At 47.2% G+C, this 21,837-nt stretch carries 20 protein-coding genes, 1 tRNA gene and 1 riboswitch; of the genes, 19 read left to right on the forward strand and 2 right to left on the reverse strand.

The annotated features are described in order from the left end of the window. Positions 1 to 66: 66 nt before the first annotated feature. Positions 67 to 630, reverse strand: a complete 564-nt coding sequence (locus AB5026_RS07370; RefSeq protein ID WP_147603693.1) for a M15 family metallopeptidase — start codon at positions 628 to 630, stop codon at positions 67 to 69. Between the two features lie 72 nt (positions 631 to 702). Further along, positions 703 to 2,163 (reverse strand): nicotinate phosphoribosyltransferase, encoded by a 1,461-nt coding sequence (locus tag AB5026_RS07375; protein WP_015526739.1) that lies wholly within the window; start codon positions 2,161 to 2,163, stop codon positions 703 to 705. Between the two features lie 275 nt (positions 2,164 to 2,438). Here AB5026_RS07375 and AB5026_RS07380 point away from each other — a divergent pair. From AB5026_RS07380 to greA, 19 genes are all read left to right on the forward strand, one after another. After that, positions 2,439 to 2,510: transfer RNA gene (locus AB5026_RS07380), tRNA-Gln, on the forward strand. 146 nt (positions 2,511 to 2,656) lie between these two features. Further along, entirely contained in the window at positions 2,657 to 3,364 is a 708-nt protein-coding gene (locus AB5026_RS07385; protein WP_021652581.1) for an acyl-[acyl-carrier-protein] thioesterase, read from the forward strand. A gap of 64 nt (positions 3,365 to 3,428) precedes the next feature. After that, positions 3,429 to 4,130 carry an L-ribulose-5-phosphate 4-epimerase gene (gene araD, locus AB5026_RS07390; protein WP_015526737.1) on the forward strand — a complete coding sequence of 234 codons (702 nt, stop codon included), beginning with the start codon at positions 3,429 to 3,431 and terminating at the stop codon, positions 4,128 to 4,130. A gap of 204 nt (positions 4,131 to 4,334) precedes the next feature. Next, positions 4,335 to 4,577, forward strand: coding sequence for a helix-turn-helix domain-containing protein (locus AB5026_RS07395; RefSeq protein ID WP_015526736.1), 243 nt, complete (start codon positions 4,335 to 4,337; stop codon positions 4,575 to 4,577). Between the two features lie 193 nt (positions 4,578 to 4,770). Then, a riboswitch (Lysine riboswitch) is annotated at positions 4,771 to 4,941 on the forward strand. A gap of 185 nt (positions 4,942 to 5,126) precedes the next feature. Further along, positions 5,127 to 6,713: a Na+/H+ antiporter NhaC family protein gene (locus AB5026_RS07400; protein WP_227945657.1), complete on the forward strand. Its 1,587-nt coding sequence runs from the start codon at positions 5,127 to 5,129 to the stop codon at positions 6,711 to 6,713. A 177-nt stretch (positions 6,714 to 6,890) separates the two neighbouring features. Then, positions 6,891 to 7,733: a S1 RNA-binding domain-containing protein gene (locus AB5026_RS07405; RefSeq protein WP_015526733.1), complete on the forward strand. Its 843-nt coding sequence runs from the start codon at positions 6,891 to 6,893 to the stop codon at positions 7,731 to 7,733. A 105-nt stretch (positions 7,734 to 7,838) separates the two neighbouring features. Then, on the forward strand, positions 7,839 to 11,306 hold the full coding sequence (locus AB5026_RS07410; RefSeq protein WP_118609123.1) for a DNA polymerase III subunit alpha: 3,468 nt from the start codon (positions 7,839 to 7,841) through the stop codon (positions 11,304 to 11,306). Between the two features lie 68 nt (positions 11,307 to 11,374). Continuing rightward, positions 11,375 to 12,364, forward strand: a complete 990-nt coding sequence (gene pfkA / locus AB5026_RS07415; RefSeq protein WP_059086454.1) for a 6-phosphofructokinase — start codon at positions 11,375 to 11,377, stop codon at positions 12,362 to 12,364. Positions 12,365 to 12,372: 8 nt separating this feature from the next. Beyond that, positions 12,373 to 13,767 carry a TrkH family potassium uptake protein gene (locus AB5026_RS07420; RefSeq protein ID WP_243239116.1) on the forward strand — a complete coding sequence of 465 codons (1,395 nt, stop codon included), beginning with the start codon at positions 12,373 to 12,375 and terminating at the stop codon, positions 13,765 to 13,767. Positions 13,768 to 13,780: 13 nt separating this feature from the next. Then, the gene (locus AB5026_RS07425) at positions 13,781 to 14,440 is read left to right on the forward strand and encodes a TrkA family potassium uptake protein (protein WP_015526730.1); all 660 of its coding nucleotides are present in this window, start codon (positions 13,781 to 13,783) and stop codon (positions 14,438 to 14,440) included. A gap of 36 nt (positions 14,441 to 14,476) precedes the next feature. Further along, positions 14,477 to 15,253 carry an RNA methyltransferase gene (locus tag AB5026_RS07430; protein ID WP_015526729.1) on the forward strand — a complete coding sequence of 259 codons (777 nt, stop codon included), beginning with the start codon at positions 14,477 to 14,479 and terminating at the stop codon, positions 15,251 to 15,253. Between the two features lie 15 nt (positions 15,254 to 15,268). Next, complete coding sequence (locus AB5026_RS07435; protein WP_021652591.1) at positions 15,269 to 15,709, forward strand: NfeD family protein; 441 nt, start codon at positions 15,269 to 15,271, stop codon at positions 15,707 to 15,709. A gap of 3 nt (positions 15,710 to 15,712) precedes the next feature. Beyond that, a complete protein-coding gene (locus tag AB5026_RS07440) occupies positions 15,713 to 16,654 on the forward strand; it encodes an SPFH domain-containing protein (RefSeq protein WP_015526727.1) in 942 nt (313 codons plus the stop codon). 26 nt (positions 16,655 to 16,680) lie between these two features. After that, the gene (gene argF, locus AB5026_RS07445; protein WP_015526726.1) at positions 16,681 to 17,679 is read left to right on the forward strand and encodes an ornithine carbamoyltransferase; all 999 of its coding nucleotides are present in this window, start codon (positions 16,681 to 16,683) and stop codon (positions 17,677 to 17,679) included. After that, on the forward strand, positions 17,679 to 18,485 hold the full coding sequence (locus AB5026_RS07450; protein WP_368213059.1) for a biotin--[acetyl-CoA-carboxylase] ligase: 807 nt from the start codon (positions 17,679 to 17,681) through the stop codon (positions 18,483 to 18,485). The genes argF and AB5026_RS07450 overlap by 1 nt, the downstream gene beginning before the upstream one ends. Before the next feature lie 131 nt (positions 18,486 to 18,616). Then, positions 18,617 to 18,985 (forward strand): DUF6145 family protein, encoded by a 369-nt coding sequence (locus AB5026_RS07455; protein WP_015526724.1) that lies wholly within the window; start codon positions 18,617 to 18,619, stop codon positions 18,983 to 18,985. A gap of 9 nt (positions 18,986 to 18,994) precedes the next feature. Beyond that, a complete protein-coding gene (dusB, locus tag AB5026_RS07460) occupies positions 18,995 to 19,963 on the forward strand; it encodes a tRNA dihydrouridine synthase DusB (RefSeq protein ID WP_059086948.1) in 969 nt (322 codons plus the stop codon). 115 nt (positions 19,964 to 20,078) lie between these two features. Then, positions 20,079 to 21,029 (forward strand): glycosyltransferase family 2 protein, encoded by a 951-nt coding sequence (locus AB5026_RS07465; RefSeq protein WP_118753300.1) that lies wholly within the window; start codon positions 20,079 to 20,081, stop codon positions 21,027 to 21,029. A gap of 269 nt (positions 21,030 to 21,298) precedes the next feature. Beyond that, entirely contained in the window at positions 21,299 to 21,784 is a 486-nt protein-coding gene (gene greA, locus AB5026_RS07470) for a transcription elongation factor GreA (RefSeq protein ID WP_015526720.1), read from the forward strand. Positions 21,785 to 21,837 lie beyond the last annotated feature (53 nt).

Genomic DNA, 21,837 nt, shown 5'->3' on the forward strand with positions numbered 1-21,837 from the left:
GATGTACAGAAAAATGTGTGAAGATCAAGATATAAACATCAGATGCAGATGCCAGGAGGCAGCAGATCAGGGAGGGTGCGGGCACCGGGAAGGAAAACTGTGGTATTCTTCCAGAGTCAGATTTGTGATGGTGAGCCAGGAAGCCAGAGGTTTGGTCACATAGCGGATGTGCCAGGGCTCGTAAGGGAAGCCGGTGATCTCCTCTCTGTTTTTGGGATACCGGAGGATGAAACCATAGAGCGGAGCGTTCTTTTTCAGCCAGCGGCCTTCTCCTGTTGCGGAAAACCTTTCGGAGAGCTCCATATGGATGGAAGGACAGGAGACATCCAGAGCAAGTCCGCTCTGATGCTCGCTCGTACCTGGCCTGGCAACAAAAGGGCTTTCCGTAAAGAGCTCCTTCTGTCGCTGGTAGGAACGATATCCGGAAACTGCCCACAGGTTCAGACCGCATCTGTGACAGGCATGGAAAAGCTGAGAAGCCGCTTTTGCAGCCTGATACTCCAGAAGCCGCTTCGGATCTCCCGGTGCTGCTTCAAATGGAAGTCCGATATCGATAAGATGTTCCGGCACAAAGGCTTCCGGCAGAGGATGCTCCCTACTGATCAGCCGGGTATAAAATTCTCTGTGCAATAAAAACCCTCCTTTCCTTATCCATAAGCTTATGATAAGAAAGGAGGGTTTATGAATGCTTATTTCTGTTTATCAGAGCTCTTTTTCACTCATTTCTTCCAGGAGAGCCTTCTTCATGTCATAGAGCGACTGGGAGAGATCTACATAAACCTTCTGCGGATTAACGAAACGTCTGGATTCATCCCACAGTGTGTTCTGCTCCTGTTTGCAGTAGTCGCGGAGTTCCATGACAGATGGAGACTTGTAAACGCTCTTACCATCTTTAATTACCGGAACAAGGAGCTCACGGAGTTCGTAGGTTCCGCCAAGAACCTTGGTCTTTTTCCAGGTGTCAACCGGGTCGAAGATCACCATAGTTTCTTCCGGATCGAATTTCTCATCTGCAAGGCAGATCAGATCGGCCTTGATCTTGCCGGTCTTCTTGCTGTAGATACGGTATACAGTCTTGTTGCCCGGGTTGGTAACCTTTTCTGTGTTTTCGGAAAGCTTGATCTTCGGCTGGAAGGCATCGCTGTCAGCGTCCTTTACAGCGGCAAGCTTGTATACGCCGCCGAATGCCGGATTGTTATCGGCTGTGATCAGCTTGGTTCCGACGCCCCAGGAATTGATCTTGGCATCCTGGGCCTTCAGGCTTTCGATAAGATATTCATCAAGATCGCTGGATGCGGAAATGGTAGCATCATCGAAACCGGCAGCAGCCAGCATCTTGTAAGCTTTTTTGGAAAGATATGCAAGATCACCGCTGTCGATACGGATTCCATAGTTCTTCAGCTGGATACCTTCCTCACGCATCTCCTCAAATACACGGATCGCATTGGGAACACCGGATTTCAGGACATCGTAGGTGTCAACCAGAAGAGTACAGGAATTCGGGTAAAGTCTCGCATAGGTCTTAAAGGCTGTGTACTCATCCGGGAAACTCATGATCCAGGAATGAGCATGTGTTCCGAGAACCGGAACGTTAAACATCTGGCCGGTCAGTACGTTGGAAGTACCGGCACATCCGCCGATCACTGCAGCTCTGGCACCGAAGATCCCGGCGTCCGGACCCTGGGCACGGCGAAGACCGAATTCCATGATGGGATCGCCCTTGGCTGCGTGGCATACACGTGCTGCCTTAGTGGCAATAAGACTCTGATGGTTCATAATGTTCAGGATGGCCGTCTCTACAAGCTGAGCTTCCATGATCGGTGCGATAACCTTGACCATTGGCTCTCTCGGGAAGATCACGGTTCCCTCCGGAATTGCGTAGATATCACCGGTGAATCTGAAGTTGCTCAAATACTCAAGGAAATCATCCTCAAAGATGCCAAGACTTCTCAGATAGGTAATGTCTTCTTCTGAGAAACGGAGATTTTCGATGTATTCGATCATCTGCTCCAGTCCTGCACAGATGGCAAAACCGCCATCGCACGGATTGTTGCGGTAGAACATGTCAAAGACAACGGTCTGGTTGGTAGGGTTTTTGAAATATCCCTGCATCATGGTAAGCTCATAGAGGTCCGTGAGCAGAGTAAGGTTATTTGCTCGCATAGCGTTCTCCTTTGGATGCCTCCGGATATTGTGACCGGAGGGAAATACACGGTTGTTTCCGCTCTTTTTATTATACGGCTTATTATAACACAAAGGAGTGGATTGTAAAATTTTTTTTGCTTCGTAAACCCGCATATAATAAGGAGTTTTAACAGCAGTTTAAGAAATTTTGAAAAAAAATAAAAAAAATTAAAAAAAGGGGTTGCAATTTCAAAAAAGCTGTTATATAATAACATCCGTCGCAAGCGATAAGGCAAGCGAAAAACAAAACACATAGGGCTATCGCCAAACGGTAAGGCAACGGACTCTGACTCCGTCAGTTCAAGGTTCGAATCCTTGTAGCCCTGCTTCTTAAGTACCTCAGTTGCGAGGTACTTTTTTTGTACTCAAAAATAAGAAGATATTCGCAATCCGCTGCGCCCCAAAAAAAACAAGTGCGTTTCTTCCTGCCAAGTGTTACAATAAAGTATAGACAGTATGACAGGAGGCATGAATGAGTTACAGTTTTGAGAGTCGAGTAAGATTCAGTGAGATCGGAGAAGATGGATGTCTGACGCTGCCGGGAGTTCTGGATTATTTTCAGGATTGCTGTACCTTTGAATCCGAGCAGACAGGAGTCGGCATGGAAGTATTAAAGGAACAGAAAAGAGCCTGGGTACTTTCTGCATGGCAGGTGATCGTGAAGCGATATCCGAAGCTTGGTGAAAATATAAAAGTAACAACAATTCCTTATGGATTCCGTGGATTTATCGGAATGCGTAATTTTATTCTTGAGACAATGGATGGTGAGAAGCTGGCATGGGCCAATTCCTACTGGTCCTTTATCAATACAGAAACCGGTCTTCCGGAAAAGCTGACACCGGCAGATACAGATCCCTATGATCTGGGCGAAAAAATAGAGATGGATTATGCACCAAGAAAGATCGCGCTTCCGAAGGAACGGGAAGTGCAGAATGCTTTTTCCGTACAGAAGCATCATCTGGACACCAATCATCATGTGAACAACTGTCAGTATATCCGGATGGCAGCGGATCATCTGCCTGAGGATTTTAAAGTTGGTCAGCTTCGTGCTGAATATAAACGTCAGGCAGTACTGGATAATGTTATCATTCCGGAAGTATATATGACAGAAAATAAAGAAGCTGTAGTTCTCAACGCGGAGGATAAAGAACCTTACGCAGTAGTTGAGTTTACAAAATAAATATAGGCGGTAGAGATTAGTACATCGTTTTTGAAACAACTATACCGTAAAAGGAGGGCGCGCTATGCTTGAAAAATTAAAAGAAGAAGTTTACAGAGCAAATATGGATCTGCCAAAATATGGTCTTGTTACCTTTACATGGGGAAATGTCAGCGGGATCGACAGGGAGCAGGGACTTTTTGTGATCAAGCCAAGTGGTGTGGATTATGACAAGCTGACACCGGAAGACATGGTAGTGGTAGATCTTGATGGAAATAAAGTAGAAGGAAGATACAATCCATCCTCTGATACACCGACACATGCAGTTCTTTACAGAGCGTTTCCGAATATCGGCGGTATCGTACATACCCACTCATCCTGGGCAACAAGCTGGGCGCAGGCAGGCAGATCGATCCCATGTTATGGAACCACACATGCAGATTACATTTACGGAGAAGTACCATGTGTACGTAATCTGACCAAAAGAGAGATCGAAGAGGCATATGAGAAGAATACGGGAGTTCTTATTGCTGATTATTTCAAAAACAAAGATTATGAAGCAGTACCGGCTGTGCTGTGTAAGAACCACGGACCTTTTACCTGGGGTAAGGATGCTCATGAGGCAGTTCATAACGCAGTTGTTCTTGAGGAGGTTGCCAAGATGGCATCTCGCTGCGAGCTGATCAATCCGGATGTAAAACCGGCACCGCAGGAGCTTCAGGATAAGCATTACTACAGAAAACATGGTGCAAATGCATATTATGGTCAGGTAGGACAGGAAGACTGATCAGAAGAAAAAACAGTTTAACCCGATGGTGGATCGTCAATATCCGCCTGAGTGGAAATGCCGCGGAACAGTACCGCGGCATTTTTTGTCGAAAAATGCAGAAAATGTCAGATTTGCTGACCTTTAACACAGGTGCCGCCGAAATATATGCTAATGTCAAGAAAAATGCAGAACATTAACACATTTATTAAAATAGGTGGCAGGATGAAAATATACACTTATCAGGGAAAAAAGAACGTTTCCGGAGAAAAAATACGCCAGATGAGGAATATGAAACGGATGTCGCAATCTGCGCTGGCAGCAAAAATGCAGGTGGAAGGAGTGATGCTGGAGCGTGACAGTATCAGCCGGATCGAAGGAGGAGAACGTTTTGTGGCAGATTATGAACTGCGGGTGTTTGCAAAGGTGCTGGGAGTGGATGTGAAGTGGCTGCTGAATGAGCAGTAAATAAGGCAATATTGGATTACAGTTCGCTGGTAATATTCCGCGAAGCGTGTTACTGAAAACGGAGTGAAAAGTAACAATATTGGTCTGAATGGCAGGAATCTGTGTAAACTACTTGATATTTATGTCGGAAACTGCTACAGTATAAAGAAAAAAAGATGGCCGGGAAGTCCTGCGGAGGGCAAACGGTCACGGATAAGAAGATAGAGGCGCGGATTTTATCAGTATTTATGGACGGAAGGCCCTGGCAGGCTGTTCATAAAGAAAGGAAAATCTGCCGAAGTGCTCTGGAAGGCCAGATGACAGGGTGCTGGGATAACGCAGAATATGCGTTGTACTGTCACGGATGTGGAGCGCTATCGGTAGCACTTCGGGAGATCTGCATTTAATATGCTGAATGGAGATTTTCTGACAGGCTATTAGTTAAATAAGGATTATTTAACCGGAGGTGTTCTTAAGAAGAGACAGCCTCCGTTTTTTTGTCCCCGAAAAGGGAGGAGAAAAATGAGTAAAAAAGCAGGAACAGCATTGTCTGTTATGGCAATGGTATTCATGGGCGCACTGGCAAGTCCCCTGACTGTGCTGGCTGCGGATGCGGAGGAGACTTACCAGCCTGCTCTGTATGCAACGATCTGGGCACTGCTTCCACCTCTTGTTGCGATCGTCCTTGCACTGATCACAAAAGAAGTATACAGTTCTCTGTTTGTGGGAATTGTAGTAGGAGCACTGATCTATTCCGGATTTAAATTTGAAGGAACGGTAACACAGATTTTTGAGGGAGGAATCATCAAGGTTCTTGCTGACAGCTATAACGTAGGTATCCTGATCTTCCTGGTTATCCTGGGATCTGTGGTATGTATGATGAACAAGGCCGGCGGCTCCGCCGCATTCGGACGATGGGCCAGCAAAAAGATCCACACGCGTGTGGGCGCGGAACTTGCAGCGATCATCCTTGGAATCCTGATCTTCATTGACGATTATTTTAACTGCCTGACAGTAGGAAGCGTTATGCGTCCGGTAACTGACAGACATCACGTATCCAGAGCGAAATTTGCATACCTGATCGATGCAACAGCTGCTCCGGTATGTATCATTGCACCGATCTCATCCTGGGCTGCTGCAGTCAGCGGATTCGTAGAGGGACAGGATGGACTTGCGATTTTTGTAAGAACCATCCCGTATAACTTTTACGCGATCCTTACGATTGTAATGATGGTTGGCATGGTACTGATGAAAACCGAGTTTGGTGCCATGAGAACACATGAGATCAATGCTCTGAACGGAGATCTTTATACAACATCTGCAAGACCGTATGAGAATGCAACGGATGATGAGACACCGAATCCGAGAGGAAAGGTGATCGATCTTGTGATCCCGATCGTTGTGCTTGTTATCTGCTGTGTCATCAGTATGATCTACACAGGAGGATTTTTCAGCGGAACAGATTTTGTTACCGCATTTTCACAGAGTGATGCCTCTACAGGCCTTGCAATGGGAAGTGCTTTTGGTCTGGTGTTTGCCATTATTTTCTATATGATCCGCCGTGTGGTCAATTTCAGAGACTGTATGGGATGCATCCCGGAAGGATTCAAGGCTATGGTACCGGCGATCATGATCCTGACCTTTGCATGGACACTGAAGGCTATGACAGACTCACTTGGTGCAGCGGTATTCGTAGAAGAAGCCATGCGTTCTGTTGCCGGTGGTATTGAAGTTATCCTTCCGGCCATTATTTTCCTGGTTGGATGTGGACTTGCATTTGCTACAGGTACTTCCTGGGGAACCTTTGGTATCCTGATCCCGATCGTTGTTGCGGTATTTGAGAAATCCAGTCCTGAGATGATGATCATTTCCATGTCCGCCTGCATGGCAGGTGCAGTTTGCGGAGACCACTGCTCACCGATCTCCGATACAACGATCATGGCTTCCGCAGGAGCACAGTGTGATCATGTGACTCACGTTTCCACACAGCTTCCGTATGCGATCCTGGCTGCGGCAGTATCCTTTGTAACTTATATTGTTGCAGGCTTTGTAAAAACAGCATGGATCGCTCTTCCGGTGGGAATCGTGCTGATGCTGATCGTACTTTTTGTCATCAAGATGATGAACCCGATGCCGGTTGAGAAACCTACAGAATAACAGACTGACCCAATGTGGGGGCAGATCCCCCATGAATGGCGAATAAAAGGCAGTGACGGAAAGAAATTTCCGAAGCTGCCTTTTTTGTGCTTTCTATAATAATTCTCTTATGTTATAATGCAGGACAGACAGCAAATAGTAAATGATCATATATAGTTTTAAGGAACAGGAGTAAGAATGATAGAATTAGGTAAAAAACAGAAATTACTGGTTGTAAAAACCGTGGATTTCGGAATATATCTTGGAGAGGACCGAAACGCACCTCAGAATGAGCGGGTGCTTCTTCCGTCTAAACAGGTACCGGAAGGAACCAAAGCAGGTGATGAGATCGAAGTATTCATCTATAAGGATTCCCAGGACAGACTGATCGCAACCACCCGTGAGCCGATGCTTCAGGTAGGACAGACCGCAGTCCTTAAGGTAAAACAGGTCACCAGGATCGGTGCTTTTCTTGACTGGGGACTGGAGAAGGATCTTCTTCTTCCGTATCATGAGCAGACCAACCGGGTCCGTGAGGGCGAGGAGTGTCTGGTAGCTCTTTATGTAGATAAGAGCAGCAGACTCTGTGCAACCATGAAGGTGTATCATTATCTTTCCACCAGAACTCCCTATGTACCGGGAGATGCGGTAAAGGGCCGTGTCTATGAGATCAGTGGGAATTTCGGCGTTTTTGTTGCGGTAGATGATAAATATTCCGCTCTGATCCCGGCACGGGAGGCAACAGGCAAGTACAGACCGGGAGCCATTCTTGATCTTCGTGTCACAGAGGTGAAGGAGGATGGCAAGATGAACGTCAGTGACCGCCAGAAGGCTTACATCCAGATCAATGAGGATGCAGAGAGCGTATTCAGCGTGATCGAGGAATTTGCAGGGGTACTGCCATTTGATGATCATGCCTCACCGGAAGTCATCAAGAGAGAGTTTGGCCTCAGCAAGAACGCATTCAAGCGTGCAGTCGGTCATCTGATGAAGGAAGGAAAAGTAGAGATCCGTGACAAGAGGATCTACATTAAAAAATAACAAGGTGTTGACCGGCTCCGGATCAGACACGCTCCGGCACGTTCAGAGAAAAGTGCAGAGCGGGGAGGATCCGGAGCCCTGCTTTTTACGATAAGGAGAATAAATTTGGAGTTTACACATTTACATGTCCATACAGAATACAGCCTTCTGGATGGCTCCAATAAGATCAAAGAGTATGTAGCCAGAGTAAAAGAACTGGGTATGGACAGTGCGGCGATCACCGATCATGGCGTTATGTATGGTGTGATCGATTTTTACAGGGCTGCAAGAGAAGCCGGGATCAATCCGATCCTCGGATGCGAGGTTTATGTGGCTCCGGGCTCCCGTTTTGACAGAGAAGTGGGAAGTGGGGATGACCGCTATTATCATCTGGTCCTGCTGGCTGAGAATAATCAGGGATACAGCAACCTGATGAAAATTGTATCCAAGGCATTTGTGGAAGGATTTTATTACAAGCCACGTGTGGATCTGGAGCTTCTGGAAAAATATCACGAGGGGATCATTGCCTTAAGCGCCTGCCTGGCAGGAGAGGTCGCCAGATATCTTGCACGTGGAATGTATGAGGATGCCAAGATCGCGGCATTACGTTACCAGGATATTTTCGGAAAAGGAAATTTCTTTCTGGAGCTTCAGGACCATGGGATCCCGGAGCAGCAGACCGTAAACCAGCAGCTTCTCCGTATGCACAGAGAGACGGGGATCGATTTGGTTGCCACCAATGATGTGCATTACACTATGGCAGAGGATGCGGAACCACATGATGTTCTTCTTTGTCTGCAGACTCAGAAAAAGCTCAGCGATGAGAACAGAATGCGCTATGAGGGTGGCCAGTATTATGTGAAATCGCCGGAGGAGATGGCGAGGCTTTTTCCATATGCGCTGGAAGCGCTGGAAAATACGCACAGGATCGCGGAGAGATGTCATGTGGAGATTGAATTTGGTGTGACCAAGCTGCCGAAATATGATGTGCCGGACGGATTTACCTCCTGGGAATATCTGAACAAGCTTTGCCATGAGGGACTTGAGCAGCGTTATCATCCGGTAACAGAGGAGCTGAAAAAGCGCTTGGATTATGAGCTGTCTACGATCAAAAACATGGGATATGTAGATTACTTTCTCATTGTATGGGATTTTATCAAATATGCCAGGGACAACGATATCATGGTCGGTCCGGGACGAGGCTCTGCCGCAGGAAGCCTGGTTGCCTATACACTTGGGATCACCCAGCTGGACCCGATCCGGTATGATCTGCTCTTTGAACGTTTCCTGAATCCGGAGCGAGTATCCATGCCGGATATCGATGTGGATTTTTGCTTCGAACGGAGACAGGAGGTTATTGATTATGTAAGAAGAAAATATGGTGATGACTGCGTGGTTCAGATCGTTACCTTCGGTACACTGGCAGCCCGCGGTGTCATTCGTGATGTAGGCCGTGTTCTGGATATGCCTTATGCCCAGGTGGACACCATCGCCAAGATGATCCCACAGGAGCTGAATATCACCATTGACAAGGCACTGGGAATGAATCCGGAGTTTCGCAAGGCTTACGAGGAACAGGACGATATCCATCGTCTGATCGATCTGGCAAAACGTCTGGAGGGGCTTCCGAGGCATACCTCCATGCATGCGGCAGGTGTTGTGATCAGCCAGAAGGATGTATCGGAATACGTACCCCTTTCCAGAGCACAGGATGGTTCCATTGTCACGCAGTTTACCATGACAACACTGGAAGAGCTGGGACTTCTGAAAATGGATTTCCTGGGTCTCCGTACCCTGACGGTTATCCAGAATGCTGTGAAAATGGTGGAAAAAAGTACCGGTATGCTTCTGGATATGCAAAAGATCGACTACAACGACAAAAAGGTACTGGATTCTCTCGGAACAGGACGTACTGACGGTGTGTTCCAGCTGGAGAGTGCCGGAATGAAAAGCTTCATGAAGGAGCTGAAGCCTCAGAGCCTTGAGGACGTGATCGCGGGAATTTCGCTTTATCGTCCGGGTCCCATGGATTTCATTCCGCAGTACATCCGTGGAAAAAACCGTCCGGATACCATCCGTTATGACTGTCTGCAGATGGAGCCGATCCTGAAGCCAACCTATGGCTGTATCGTATACCAGGAGCAGGTTATGCAGATCGTCCGTGAGCTTGCAGGCTACACCCTTGGACGAAGTGACCTGGTGCGCCGTGCCATGTCCAAGAAAAAAGCTTCTGTTATGGCAAAAGAACGCCAGAATTTCGTTTACGGAAACGTGGAAGAGGGAGTACCGGGATGTATCGCCAACGGTATTTCCGAGGAGATCGCAAACAAGATCTACGATGAGATGACAGATTTTGCAAAGTATGCCTTCAATAAGTCTCACGCTGCCGCTTATGCAGTGGTTTCCTACCAGACGGCATATCTCAAATATTACTATCCGGTAGAATTTATGGCTGCACTGATGACATCCGTTGTGGAAATGCCGAACAAGGTTGCCGAGTATATTTCTGTATGCCGCCAGATGGGGATCCGGATCCTTCCGCCGGATATCAATCATGGTGTTTATGGCTTTTCTGTTGACAATGGTTCCATTCGTTATGCACTTTCTGCCATCAAGAGTATCGGCCGTCCGGTAATCGAGGGGATTGTGCGGGAGCGTGAGGAGCACGGAGAATATACCTCCCTGAAAACATTTATTGAGCGAAATATCGACCAGATCAACAAGAGAGTTGTGGAAAATCTGATCAAGGCCGGAGCGCTGGACTGCCTGGAGGGAAACCGGAATCAGAAAATGACGGTTTATACGCAGATCATAGACAGTATCAACCAGGATAAGAAGCATACCATGGCGGGACAGCTGAGTCTTTTTGATATTGCGCCTGAAGAAGATAAAAAGGAATTTGAGATCCGTATGCCGCAGGCAGCAGAATATCCGAAGGAGACGATACTGACCTTTGAGAAGGAAGTTCTCGGCATCTATCTCAGCGGTCATCCGCTGGAGCGTTACCGGAATATGATGGAAAAAATGATCTCTGCAAAAACTTCTGATTTTCAGCCGGATGATGAAACAGGGATACCGGAGGTTTACGATAATCAGAAAGTGATCGTGGGTGGAATGATCACGGATAAAAACATAAAATATACAAAGAATAATAAGGTAATGGCGTTCCTTACAGTGGAAGATCTGGTAGGCACCGTGGAGGTTGTGGTATTTCCACGTGATTACGAAAAATGCCAGATGTTCCTGAATGAAGATGCCCGGCTCTTTATTCAGGGAAGAGTATCCGCAGAAGACGACAAAGCCAGCAAGCTGATCCTGGAAAAGGTCCGTCTTTTTGATGATATGCCAAGAGAACTGTGGCTCCAGTTTGAAAGCCGGGAAGAGTACACAAAAGCCGAGACCGGTCTGGTAGATGATCTGATGGAATCCAGAGGAAACAGCACGGTGGTTATTTATCTCAAAGATGTCAAGGCAATGAAGAAGCTTCCCCCTGCTTATCAGGTCCATATCGAGGATTCCTGGCTGGAGCGCATGTGTAAAAAATATGGAAGTTCCAATGTTAAAATTGTGGAGAGAGTATTGAAAAACTTATAAAAATGCTATAAACTATACCCGAATATGTGTATTACAATAGGTTGTTTCATAAGATGGAGGATAACAATATGGCAGAGAACAAAATCAAAACGATCGGCGTTTTGACCAGTGGCGGTGACGCACCTGGAATGAATGCTGCAATCCGTGCTGTTGTCAGAAGAGGATTAAGCAGCGGACTGAACGTAAAGGGAATCTATAAAGGATACAGCGGTCTCTTAAATGAAGAGATCAGAGATATGACAGCAAAGGACGTTTCCGATACGATTGAGCGAGGCGGAACAATTCTTTATACTGCCAGATGTGCAGAGATGAGAACAGAGGAAGGACAGCAGCAGGCTGCAGAGATCTGCAGAAAGCATGGAATCGACGGCCTTGTTGTTATCGGTGGAGACGGATCCTTCGCAGGTGCTCAGAAGCTTGCGAACCTTGGAATCAATACCATTGGCCTGCCGGGAACTATTGACCTTGATATCGCATGTACCGAGTACACCATCGGTTTCGATACTGCTGTAAATACAGCTATGGAAGCTATTGACAAGGTACGTGATACATCCACATCCCATGAGAGATGCAGTATCATCGAGGTTATGGGACGTAACGCCGGATACCTTGCAGTATGGTGCGGTATCGCAAACGGTGCTGAGGATATCCTGATCCCGGAGAAATATGATTACGATGAGCAGAAGCTTATTGACAATATCGTAGAGAGCCGTAAGAAAGGCAAGAAACACCATATCATCGTAAATGCTGAGGGTATCGGCCATTCAGAGGCTATGGCGAAGCGTATCGAGGCTGCAACAGGTATCGAGACACGTGCAACGATCCTTGGTCACATGCAGCGTGGTGGAAGCCCTACATGTAAGGACCGTGTATATGCGTCCATGATGGGTGCTCTTGCAGTAGATCTTCTTGTTGCCGGAAAACGCAGCCGTGTGGTTGGATACCGTCATGGTGAGTTTGTTGATTTCGACATCAATGAGGCTCTTGCAATGCAGAAGAATGTAGATTCCTACATGTGGGAGGTCTGCAATTCTCTTTCTCATAATTACAGAAAATAAAGATATTTATGAACTTAAAAAAAGTTTCAGACGGATTGCATAAACTGAATACGTCACAAATAATTGCCCTCGGCTTTGCGGGGGTGATTTTTGTAGGTGGACTTATTTTGTGGATGCCGTTCTGCAGTGCACCCGGGCAGGCTGTTACCTTCCCGGATGCTGTTTTTACAGCGGCGACCAGCGTATGTGTGACAGGACTTTCCACAGTTGTTATGGCAGTCCAGTGGAGCCCCATTGGAAAAGCGGTTATCCTGTGCCTGATACAGATCGGCGGGATCGGACTGATCGCACTGGCGAATATGATATTCATCAGCCTCCGGAGGAAAATTTCCCTGAAAAACCGGCGGATCATCAAGGAATCCTATAACCTGGATGAAATGGGTGGAGTCGTGGTTGTAGTCCGCAGTGTGGTGAAATGCGTGTTTCTTGCAGAAGGAATCGGTGCGGTCCTGTATGCGTTTTGCTTTGTACCGGAATTTGGAATAAAAAAAGGTCTGGTGCATGCCATATTTCTGGCGGTATCTGCATTCTGCAACGCTGGGATCGATCTTTTCGGGGAAACAAGCCTTTCGGTATATGTGAGCAATCCGCTGGTCAATATCACTACGATTGGCCTGATCATTGTGTCAGGTCTTGGATTTATCGTCTGGTGGGATCTGTGGGATAAATTCCGCAAGGTTCTGAGAAAAGAGCTCTCCCCATCCAGAGTTTTTCGTGTACTGCGGCTTCAGAGCAAGCTGGTCCTTACGATGACCGGGATCCTGGTATTTTCAGGAGCATTTCTGGTATTTATCTTTGAATCCGGAAACCCTTCCACGCTGAAGGGGGCACCACTGGGAACAAAGCTCATGGCATCCTTTTTCCAGTCAGTGACAACACGTACGGCGGGATTTTATACCATGGATCAGTCACTTTTGTCCACACCTACCGTGATCATTTCCCTGCTGTGGATGTTTATCGGAGGATCACCCATGGGCACTGCCGGTGGTGTGAAGACTACTACCATTGCGGTTCTGATCCTTTCCATTGCAGCATATCTTCAGGGAAAAAAGGATGTAGAGGTATACGGCCGCAGGATTCGTGAGAGCTATCTCCGTTCTGCCATGGTTGTTGCAGGAACCAGTGTGCTGATCCTTTTTACCATGACGGTGCTTTTGTCCGCAGTAATGCCGGGAGTGGATCTGGCAGATGTCTTATATGAGATCACTTCTGCGGGGGCTACAGTAGGACTTTCCAGAGGACTGACACCTCAGCTGAATGTGGCAGGCAAGTGGATCGTGATCCTTACCATGTATCTGGGACGTATCGGACCGCTGACACTTGGAACAGCAGTTGTGATGCGTGTACGCAACAGGCCGGGAAGCACAACGCATCTCGGTGAAGAAGATATCATGATTGGTTAAACAGGAGAATAGAATGAAAAATAAATCTTTTGCCGTGATCGGGCTTGGACAGTTTGGAATGACTCTGGCGGTGACGCTGGCAGAGTCAGACTGCGATGTCCTTGCCATTGATGACAAAGAAGAAAATATCGAAGAGATTTCCGAAAAAGTAACCTATGCGGTAAAAGCAGATGTCCGTGAACCGGGAATCCTGAAGGCTCTGGGAGTTCAGAATGTGGATGTAGCCATTATCGCGGTTGCCGAAAATCTGGAAGCCAGTATTTCCGCGACCATGCAGGCCAAGGATCTGGGAGTGCCCTTTGTAGTTGCAAAAAGTATGAATTCTCTTCATGGACGTATACTTGACAAAATTGGTGCAGATAAGATCATTTATCCGGAACAGTCCATGGGACTGCGAGTTGCCAGAAATCTTATGTCCGGCGGGTATTTGGATGTGTTTGAGCTTTCAGCGGAGTTCAGTATGGCGGAGTTTTCCATGCCGGTATCCTGGAGTGGAAAAAATCTGGTAGATCTGAATGTACGGGAGCGTTTTCACATTAATATCATTGGCATCAAGCAGGGTGAAAATGTCACGGTAGATCTGGATCCTTCCGAACCGCTTCCGGACAACTGTTCCATAATCGCCATCGGAAAAAACAAGGATCTGAATGCAAGTCGTGAGGAATTACGTTAACCGAATACGGATTGCCGGAAGGAGAGAAATAAAAGTATGATAACCAGTGTATCAAATGCAAAAATAAAAAATGTCATGCAGCTGAACCAGAAGGCAAAAGCCAGAAGAGAGCAGGGACTTTTTGTGGCAGAGGGCCGGAAAATGTTTCTGGAAGCACCGGAAAGCTGGGTTTCCCAGGTGTTTGTCTCCGAGACCGTTTCCCGGGATGGAGAGCTGATGTCTCAGGCAGAAAAATATCCCTGTGAGATCGTGAAGGATTCCGTATTTCGTCAGATGTGTGATACCAAGACTCCCCAGGGGATCCTGACAGTTCTGAAGCTGCCTTCCTGGAGCGAGGAAGAGGTACTGGCGGGAAAAAATCCTCTGGTCATGGTTCTGGAGGATCTTCAGGATCCGGGAAATGCGGGAACCATTCTCAGGACCGGTGAGGGCGCCGGCGTAAGCGGAGTTTTCCTCACAAAAACCTGCGTGGATATCACAAATCCCAAGGTGATCCGTTCTACTATGGGCTCCATTTACAGAATGCCTTTTCTATATGTGGAAGATGTGGTATCATTAGAAAAGAAGCTGAAAGAAAAGGGAATCCGCAGTTTTGCAGCTCATCTGAAGGGTGAGAATTCCTATGATCAGGAATCCTATAAGGGCGGCACCGCTTTTTTCATCGGAAACGAGGGAAAGGGCCTGACCGATCAGGCAGCGGAGGCAGCAGACTGTCTGATCCGCATTCCCATGTGCGGAAAAGTAGAATCACTGAATGCTGCCATGGCATCAGGAATCCTGATGTACGAAGCTGCAAGACAGAGAAGAGAATAAGAGAGGAGGGGTTTTATGACACCTTTGGCCTGGCTTGGAATACTGGCAATTTTACTGGTAATTGAAGCAATCACGGTAGGACTTACCACTGTCTGGTTTGCAGGCGGTGCTCTTGTGGCGTGCATTGCCTCGTGGCTTGGTGGGGGAATTGTTGTACAGCTCCTTTTATTTTTCGGAGTTTCCGTGGTGCTTCTGATCTTTACCAGACCTCTGGCGGTCCGCTACATGAACAAGGGCGTGGAAAAGACCAATGCAGAGAGCCTTCTGGGAAAAAGAGCCGTAGTGATACAGCCGGTCAACAACCTGGCCCAGACCGGGCAGGTGAGGATCAATGACATCGAGTGGACTGCACGGACCGCAGATGACGGGGAAGAAATTCCAACAGGTGCAGTGGTTGAGATCGAAGAGATCCGCGGAGTGAAGCTGATCGTAAAAGAAATTAGCAAGGAGGGCTAAATTATGGGTGGAGTTGTTGTTTTGCTTGTAGTCATCGTTCTTGTGCTGTGGGTACTTGCATCCTGTATCCGCATTGTACCGCAGGCCTATGCAGTGGTACTGGAACGTCTTGGCGCTTACAAGGCTACCTGGAGTACAGGAATCCATTTCAAGGTTCCGTTCATTGAGCGTGTTGCAAGAAGAGTAAACCTGAAAGAACAGGTTGTGGATTTTCCACCGCAGCCGGTAATTACCAAAGATAATGTAACCATGCAGATCGATACGGTTGTATTTTTCCAGATCACAGATCCGAAGCTTTACGCATATGGCGTTGAGAATCCGATCATGGCGATCGAGAATCTTTCTGCTACAACACTTCGTAACATCATCGGTGATATGGAGCTGGATGAGACACTGACATCCCGAGAGGTTATCAATACCAAGATGCGTGCTTCCCTTGATGTGGCTACAGATCCATGGGGAATCAAGGTTAACCGTGTGGAGCTTAAGAACATCATTCCTCCGGCAGCCATCCAGGATGCCATGGAGAAACAGATGAAGGCTGAGCGTGAGAGACGAGAAGCCATTCTGAAAGCAGAAGGAGAGAAACGTTCCACCATCCTTGTTGCTGAGGGTAAAAAACAGTCCGCTATCCTGGATGCTGAGGCTGAGAAGCAGGCGGCGATCCTTCATGCGGAGGCTCAGAAGGAGCGTATGATCAAAGAGGCTGAAGGACAGGCACAGGCAGTCCTTAAAGTACAGCAGGCAACTGCAGAAGGACTTCGTATGATCAAGGAAGCAGGAGCAGATGAATCTGTTCTTACTCTGAAGAGCCTGGAGGCTCTTACAAAGGTTGCTGACGGTAAGGCAACGAAGATCATCATTCCGTCCGAGATACAGGGCATCGCAGGGCTGGCAACATCCCTGAAGGAAATCATGACAGATAAACCGGCAGAGCAGAAATAAATCTGCAGCCATGAGGAGGACATATTATGAATCTTAAAGGAAGAAATTTCCTGACACTGAAAGACTTTACACCGGAAGAGATCACTTACATGATCGACCTTGCAGCAGATCTGAAGGCAAAGAAAAAAGCAGGAGAGCTTCATGAGTATTACAGAGGTAAGAATATTGCCCTGATCTTTGAAAAAACAAGCACAAGAACACGCTGTTCCTTCGAAGTGGCAGCTCATGATCTGGGAATGGGTTCTACCTATCTGGATCCCACAGGCTCCCAGATCGGAAAGAAGGAGAGCATCGCAGATACTGCAAGAGTTCTCGGAAGAATGTATGAGGGAATCGAGTACCGTGGCTTCGGTCAGGATATTGTTGAGGAGCTTGCGAAGCATGCAGGTGTACCGGTATGGAATGGTCTGACAAACGAGTATCATCCGACACAGATGCTTGCAGATATGCTGACAGTACGTGAGCATTTCGGCAAACTGAAAGGCCTGAAGCTTGTATACATGGGCGATGCCCGTTACAACATGGGTAACTCCCTGATGGTTGTATGCTCCAAGCTTGGTCTTGATTTCGTAGCCTGCACCAACAAGAAATATTTCCCGAATGATGAGCTTGTAGCACAGTGTCAGCAGTGGGCAGAAGAGGCAGGTTCCACCATCACTCTCACAGAGGATGTGGAGGCAGGAACAAAAGATGCGGACATCATCTACACAGATGTATGGGTATCCATGGGCGAGCCTGACGAAGTATGGACAGAGCGTATCCACGACCTGACACCATACAAGGTTACCAGACATGTAATGGAGAATGCCGGTGAAAAGGCGATCTTCCTTCACTGTCTGCCGGCATTCCATGATCTTAAGACAAAGATCGGAAAAGAGATGGGCGAGCGTTTCAACCTTACAGATATGGAGGTTACAGACGAGGTATTCGAGTCTCCGCAGTCCAAGGTATTCGACGAAGCTGAGAACCGTATGCACACCATTAAGGCTGTGATCGTTGCAACATTAGGAGAGCCGGAGAAATAATGTCAGATTTATTTAATGAAGAAATAATTTCACAGGCAACACATACAAAATGGGCGGGCAAAACCGTCCATTTTGCAAGAGAAACAGATTCCACCAACCTCTGGGGAAAACGTGCCTGGAGGGAAGAAGGCGCAGGACACGGAGAGCTGTTTGTGGCAGAATATCAGTCCGCAGGACGCGGACGTTTTACAAGACGATGGAGTGCGCCGCCGGACAGTGCCATTACTATGAGTATCCTTATCTGCCCGGAATTTTCTCCGCAGAAGGCGCCGATGCTGACACTTGTTATGGGACTTTCAGTTGCACAGGCAGTAGCAGAACTCGGTCTTGAGGTAGGGATCAAATGGCCTAACGATGTAGTTGTTTCCCGCAAAAAGGTCTGCGGTATCTTAACCGAAATGACCATGAAGCAGGATAAGATCGGCTGTGCAGTTATCGGAGTCGGGATTAACGTAAATATGGAAAGCTTCCCGGAAGAAATGGCAGATAAGGCTACCTCTCTGTATCTGGAAAGCGGACATCCCTTTGACCGGGCACAGGTAGTCGGACTTGTGATGAAGCATTTTGAGGAAAATTATGAGAGATTTGTACAGACAGAGGATCTCAGCGGCCTGAAACCGGATTATGAGAAAATGCTGGCCAATCTGAACCAGCCGGTACGTGTATTGGATCAGAATGATCCATATGAGGGGATCGCAAGAGGGATCAATGCCTGCGGAGAGCTTCTGGTAGAGCGTGCAGACGGTACAGTCGAGGAAGTAAATTCCGGAGAGGTTTCTGTACGTGGTTTATACAGCTATGTGTAAAACATGCAGCACAGATCGGATAAAATTTCCGGCAGCGATTTTCCGTTGATGTTTTATTGCAGTAGTGGAAAAAACAAGAATCTCCCTGCTTTAGCTGTGGGGAGTGTCAAGTTATAAATAAAGGAGATTTTATGTATCAGGATAACATTGTGCTCTGCGGAGCAAGCTCTTATGAGCAGAAATATTATTTTAACCAGGATTTTGCGTCTCTTCCTGAGACGGTAAAGCAGGAGCTGCAGATCATGTGTGTGCTTTTCACAGAGGATGTAGGCGGGATCCTGACACTGGAATTTGATGAGGACGGCAGTCTGCAGTTTAAGACTGAGGCCCTGGAGGCAGATGCCCGTTTTGACGAGATCGGAAGTGCACTGAAGATCAAGGAACTCCAGCGGGACAAAAGAGAGCTTCTGGAATCTCTGGAAATGTATTACAAGGTATTTTTCCTGGGAGATATCCCGGATGAGGAACTGCAGAAAAAAGCAGATGCCGTTGAGGAATGATCCATGAAGATGCAGTGGAAGATCGGAAATGTGGAGATACCGAACCCCTTTGTGCTTGCACCGATGGCAGGGGTTACGGATCTGGCATTTCGAAGACTTTGCAAGGAGCAGGGTGCAGGCCTGATCTGTATGGAAATGGTCAGTGCCAAGGCGATCTCTTTTCATAATAAGAATACAGAGGCGCTGATGGAAATCGATCCCGGGGAGCATCCGGTATCCATGCAGCTTTTCGGCAGCGAGCCGGACCTTATGGCAGAGGTGGCAAAAAGCATTGAGGAGCGTCCCTTTGACATTCTCGATATCAATATGGGATGTCCGGTTCCCAAGGTGGTAAATAATGGCGAGGGCTCAGCTCTTCTGAAGGATCCTCAGCTGATCGAAGAGATCGTCCGCAGTGTTTCCGGAGCAGTTTCCAAGCCGGTAACGGTGAAGGTCCGCATTGGCTTTGATGAAAATACGCCGGTGGATGTGGTGGAGATCGCAAAACGGGTGGAGGATGCCGGTGCAGCAGCCATCGCAGTTCATGGAAGGACCAGACAGCAGTATTATTCCGGTCAGGCGGACTGGGATGCTATCCGCAGGGTGAAGGAAGCGGTGACTATTCCGGTGATAGGAAACGGAGATATCGTTTCACCGGAAACTGCAGAAGCCATGTTTAAAGAGACTGGCTGCGATGCGGTGATGATCGGCCGTGCAGTACGTGGGAACCCGTGGATCTTCCGGGAACTGAACCACTATTTCCGCACCGGGGAAAAGCTTTCCAGGCCAACCGCAGAGGAAGTCTGCGAGATGATCCTGCGCCATGCCGAAGATCAGATCGCGATCAAGGGTGAGTATATCGGGATCCGTGAAATGCGGAAGCATGTAGCCTGGTATACAGCCGGTATGCGGCACAGTGCGGGAATCCGGAGAGAATCTAATAATATTTCAAGCTATGAAGAATTGAAAAAGCTTACAGACATGGTACTGGAGCGATAAAAGAGAAAAGTATGTCGGAGAAAACGAAACGTTCTATTGACAAGGAACGGGGCGCGTGCTACAGTCAGTTAGCGGGAATCCGCAGAAAGTTTTTTTGTTTTACAGGAGAAAAATAATGGCAGATAAAATAGCAGTTTTAATTCCTTGCTACAACGAAAGCAAGACGGTAGCAAAGGTTATCCGCGATATGAAAAAAGCACTTCCGGAAGCTGTGATCTACGTATATGATAATAACTCTACAGATGGAACAGACGAGATCGCCAGAAAAGAAGGGGCAGTTGTCCGTTATGAGTATCAGCAGGGAAAAGGAAACGTGATCCGCAGTATGTTTCGGGATATCGATGCGCAGTGTTATCTTATGGTAGATGGCGACGATACTTATCCGGCAGAGTTTGCAGCTGAAATGTGCAGCAAGGTTCTGGAGAAAGGCACAGACATGGTAGTTGGTGACCGCCTTTCTTCTACATATTTTACAGAGAACAAGAGACCTTTTCACAACTTTGGAAACAGCATCGTAAGAGGTTCCATTAACCGTCTTTTCAAAAGCAACATCAAGGATATCATGACAGGTTACCGTGCCATGAGTTACCGCTTTGTAAAAACATTCCCGGTACTTTCCAGGAATTTTGAGATCGAGACAGAGATGACGATCCACGCCATCGATAAGAACATGCAGGTTGAGAATGTAGTCATTGAATATCGTGACAGGCCGGAGGGAAGTGAGTCCAAGCTGAATACTTATGCAGATGGATTTAAGGTCCTGAAGACTATTGTGAAAATGTTCAAGAATTACAAGCCGCTGGAGTTCTTCTCCCTTATCGCAGCAGTGCTGTTTGTGGTGGGAATGGTATTCTTTATTCCGGTGCTGGTACATTTTCTGGAGGTTGGGACAGTGGAAAAGATCCCGACACTGATCGTCAGCGGGTTTGTGATCCTGACAGCTATCATCTGCTGGTTTTCCGGGATCATCCTTTCTACACTGGTCAATCAGCATAAACAGGATTTTGAGTATCAGACACAGATGGTGACTAATCGTTATAAAGATCTTTTTCCGGAGAAGAGATAAGGAATCAGACCGGGCAGGATAATACAGAAAAGCCGTGTTGAAATCTGAGATTTCGCGCGGCTTTTTTTGCATATTTCAGGGACCCTTTTTCGACGTGGAATGCTTGACAATACTGGGGCTTTTCGGTATAATACAGGAATTGTGAATATCCTGAGATTTTTACGCCCTTTTTTAGAAAAAAGAGCTCTTGGGAATGGTAGCAACAGAAATATCCGAAGCTGTATTTTTTTCAGAAAAAACAGCACGGTTTTGAAAGGAAGTAAGGCAAAATGGAAGAAGCAAAGAAGAACTTACTCACATACGCAGGACTTAGAAAACTGGAAGACGAGCTGCACGATCTGAAAGTTGTTAAGAGAAAAGAAGTAGCAGGAAAGATCAAAGAGGCCAGAGAGCAGGGAGACCTTTCTGAGAACGCAGAGTACGATGCAGCAAAGGATGAGCAGAGAGATATCGAGGCACGTATCGAGGAGATCGAGAAGATCCTCAAGAACGCTGAGGTTGTAGTAGAGGACGAAGTCGATCTTGACAGAATCAGCGTAGGCTGCAAGGTTAAGGTTCATGATTATGAATTTGAGGAAGATATGGAGCTGAAGATCGTAGGTTCCACAGAGGCTAACAGCCTTGAGGGAAAGATCTCCAATGAGTCTCCGGTAGGTAAAGCACTGATCGGTGCACACACCAACGATATCGTTGAGGTTGAGATGCCGTCCGGAATCATGAAATACAAGGTTCTTGAGATCCAGAGAAACGTATAAAGCAGACAACGGAGCGGATCGCACAGATCCGCTTGAACGACAGATAGATTAAG

The organism is Blautia sp. RTP21359st1_E11_RTP21359_211015, from assembly GCF_040910705.1.
Lineage (GTDB): Bacteria > Bacillota > Clostridia > Lachnospirales > Lachnospiraceae > Blautia_A > Blautia_A fusiformis.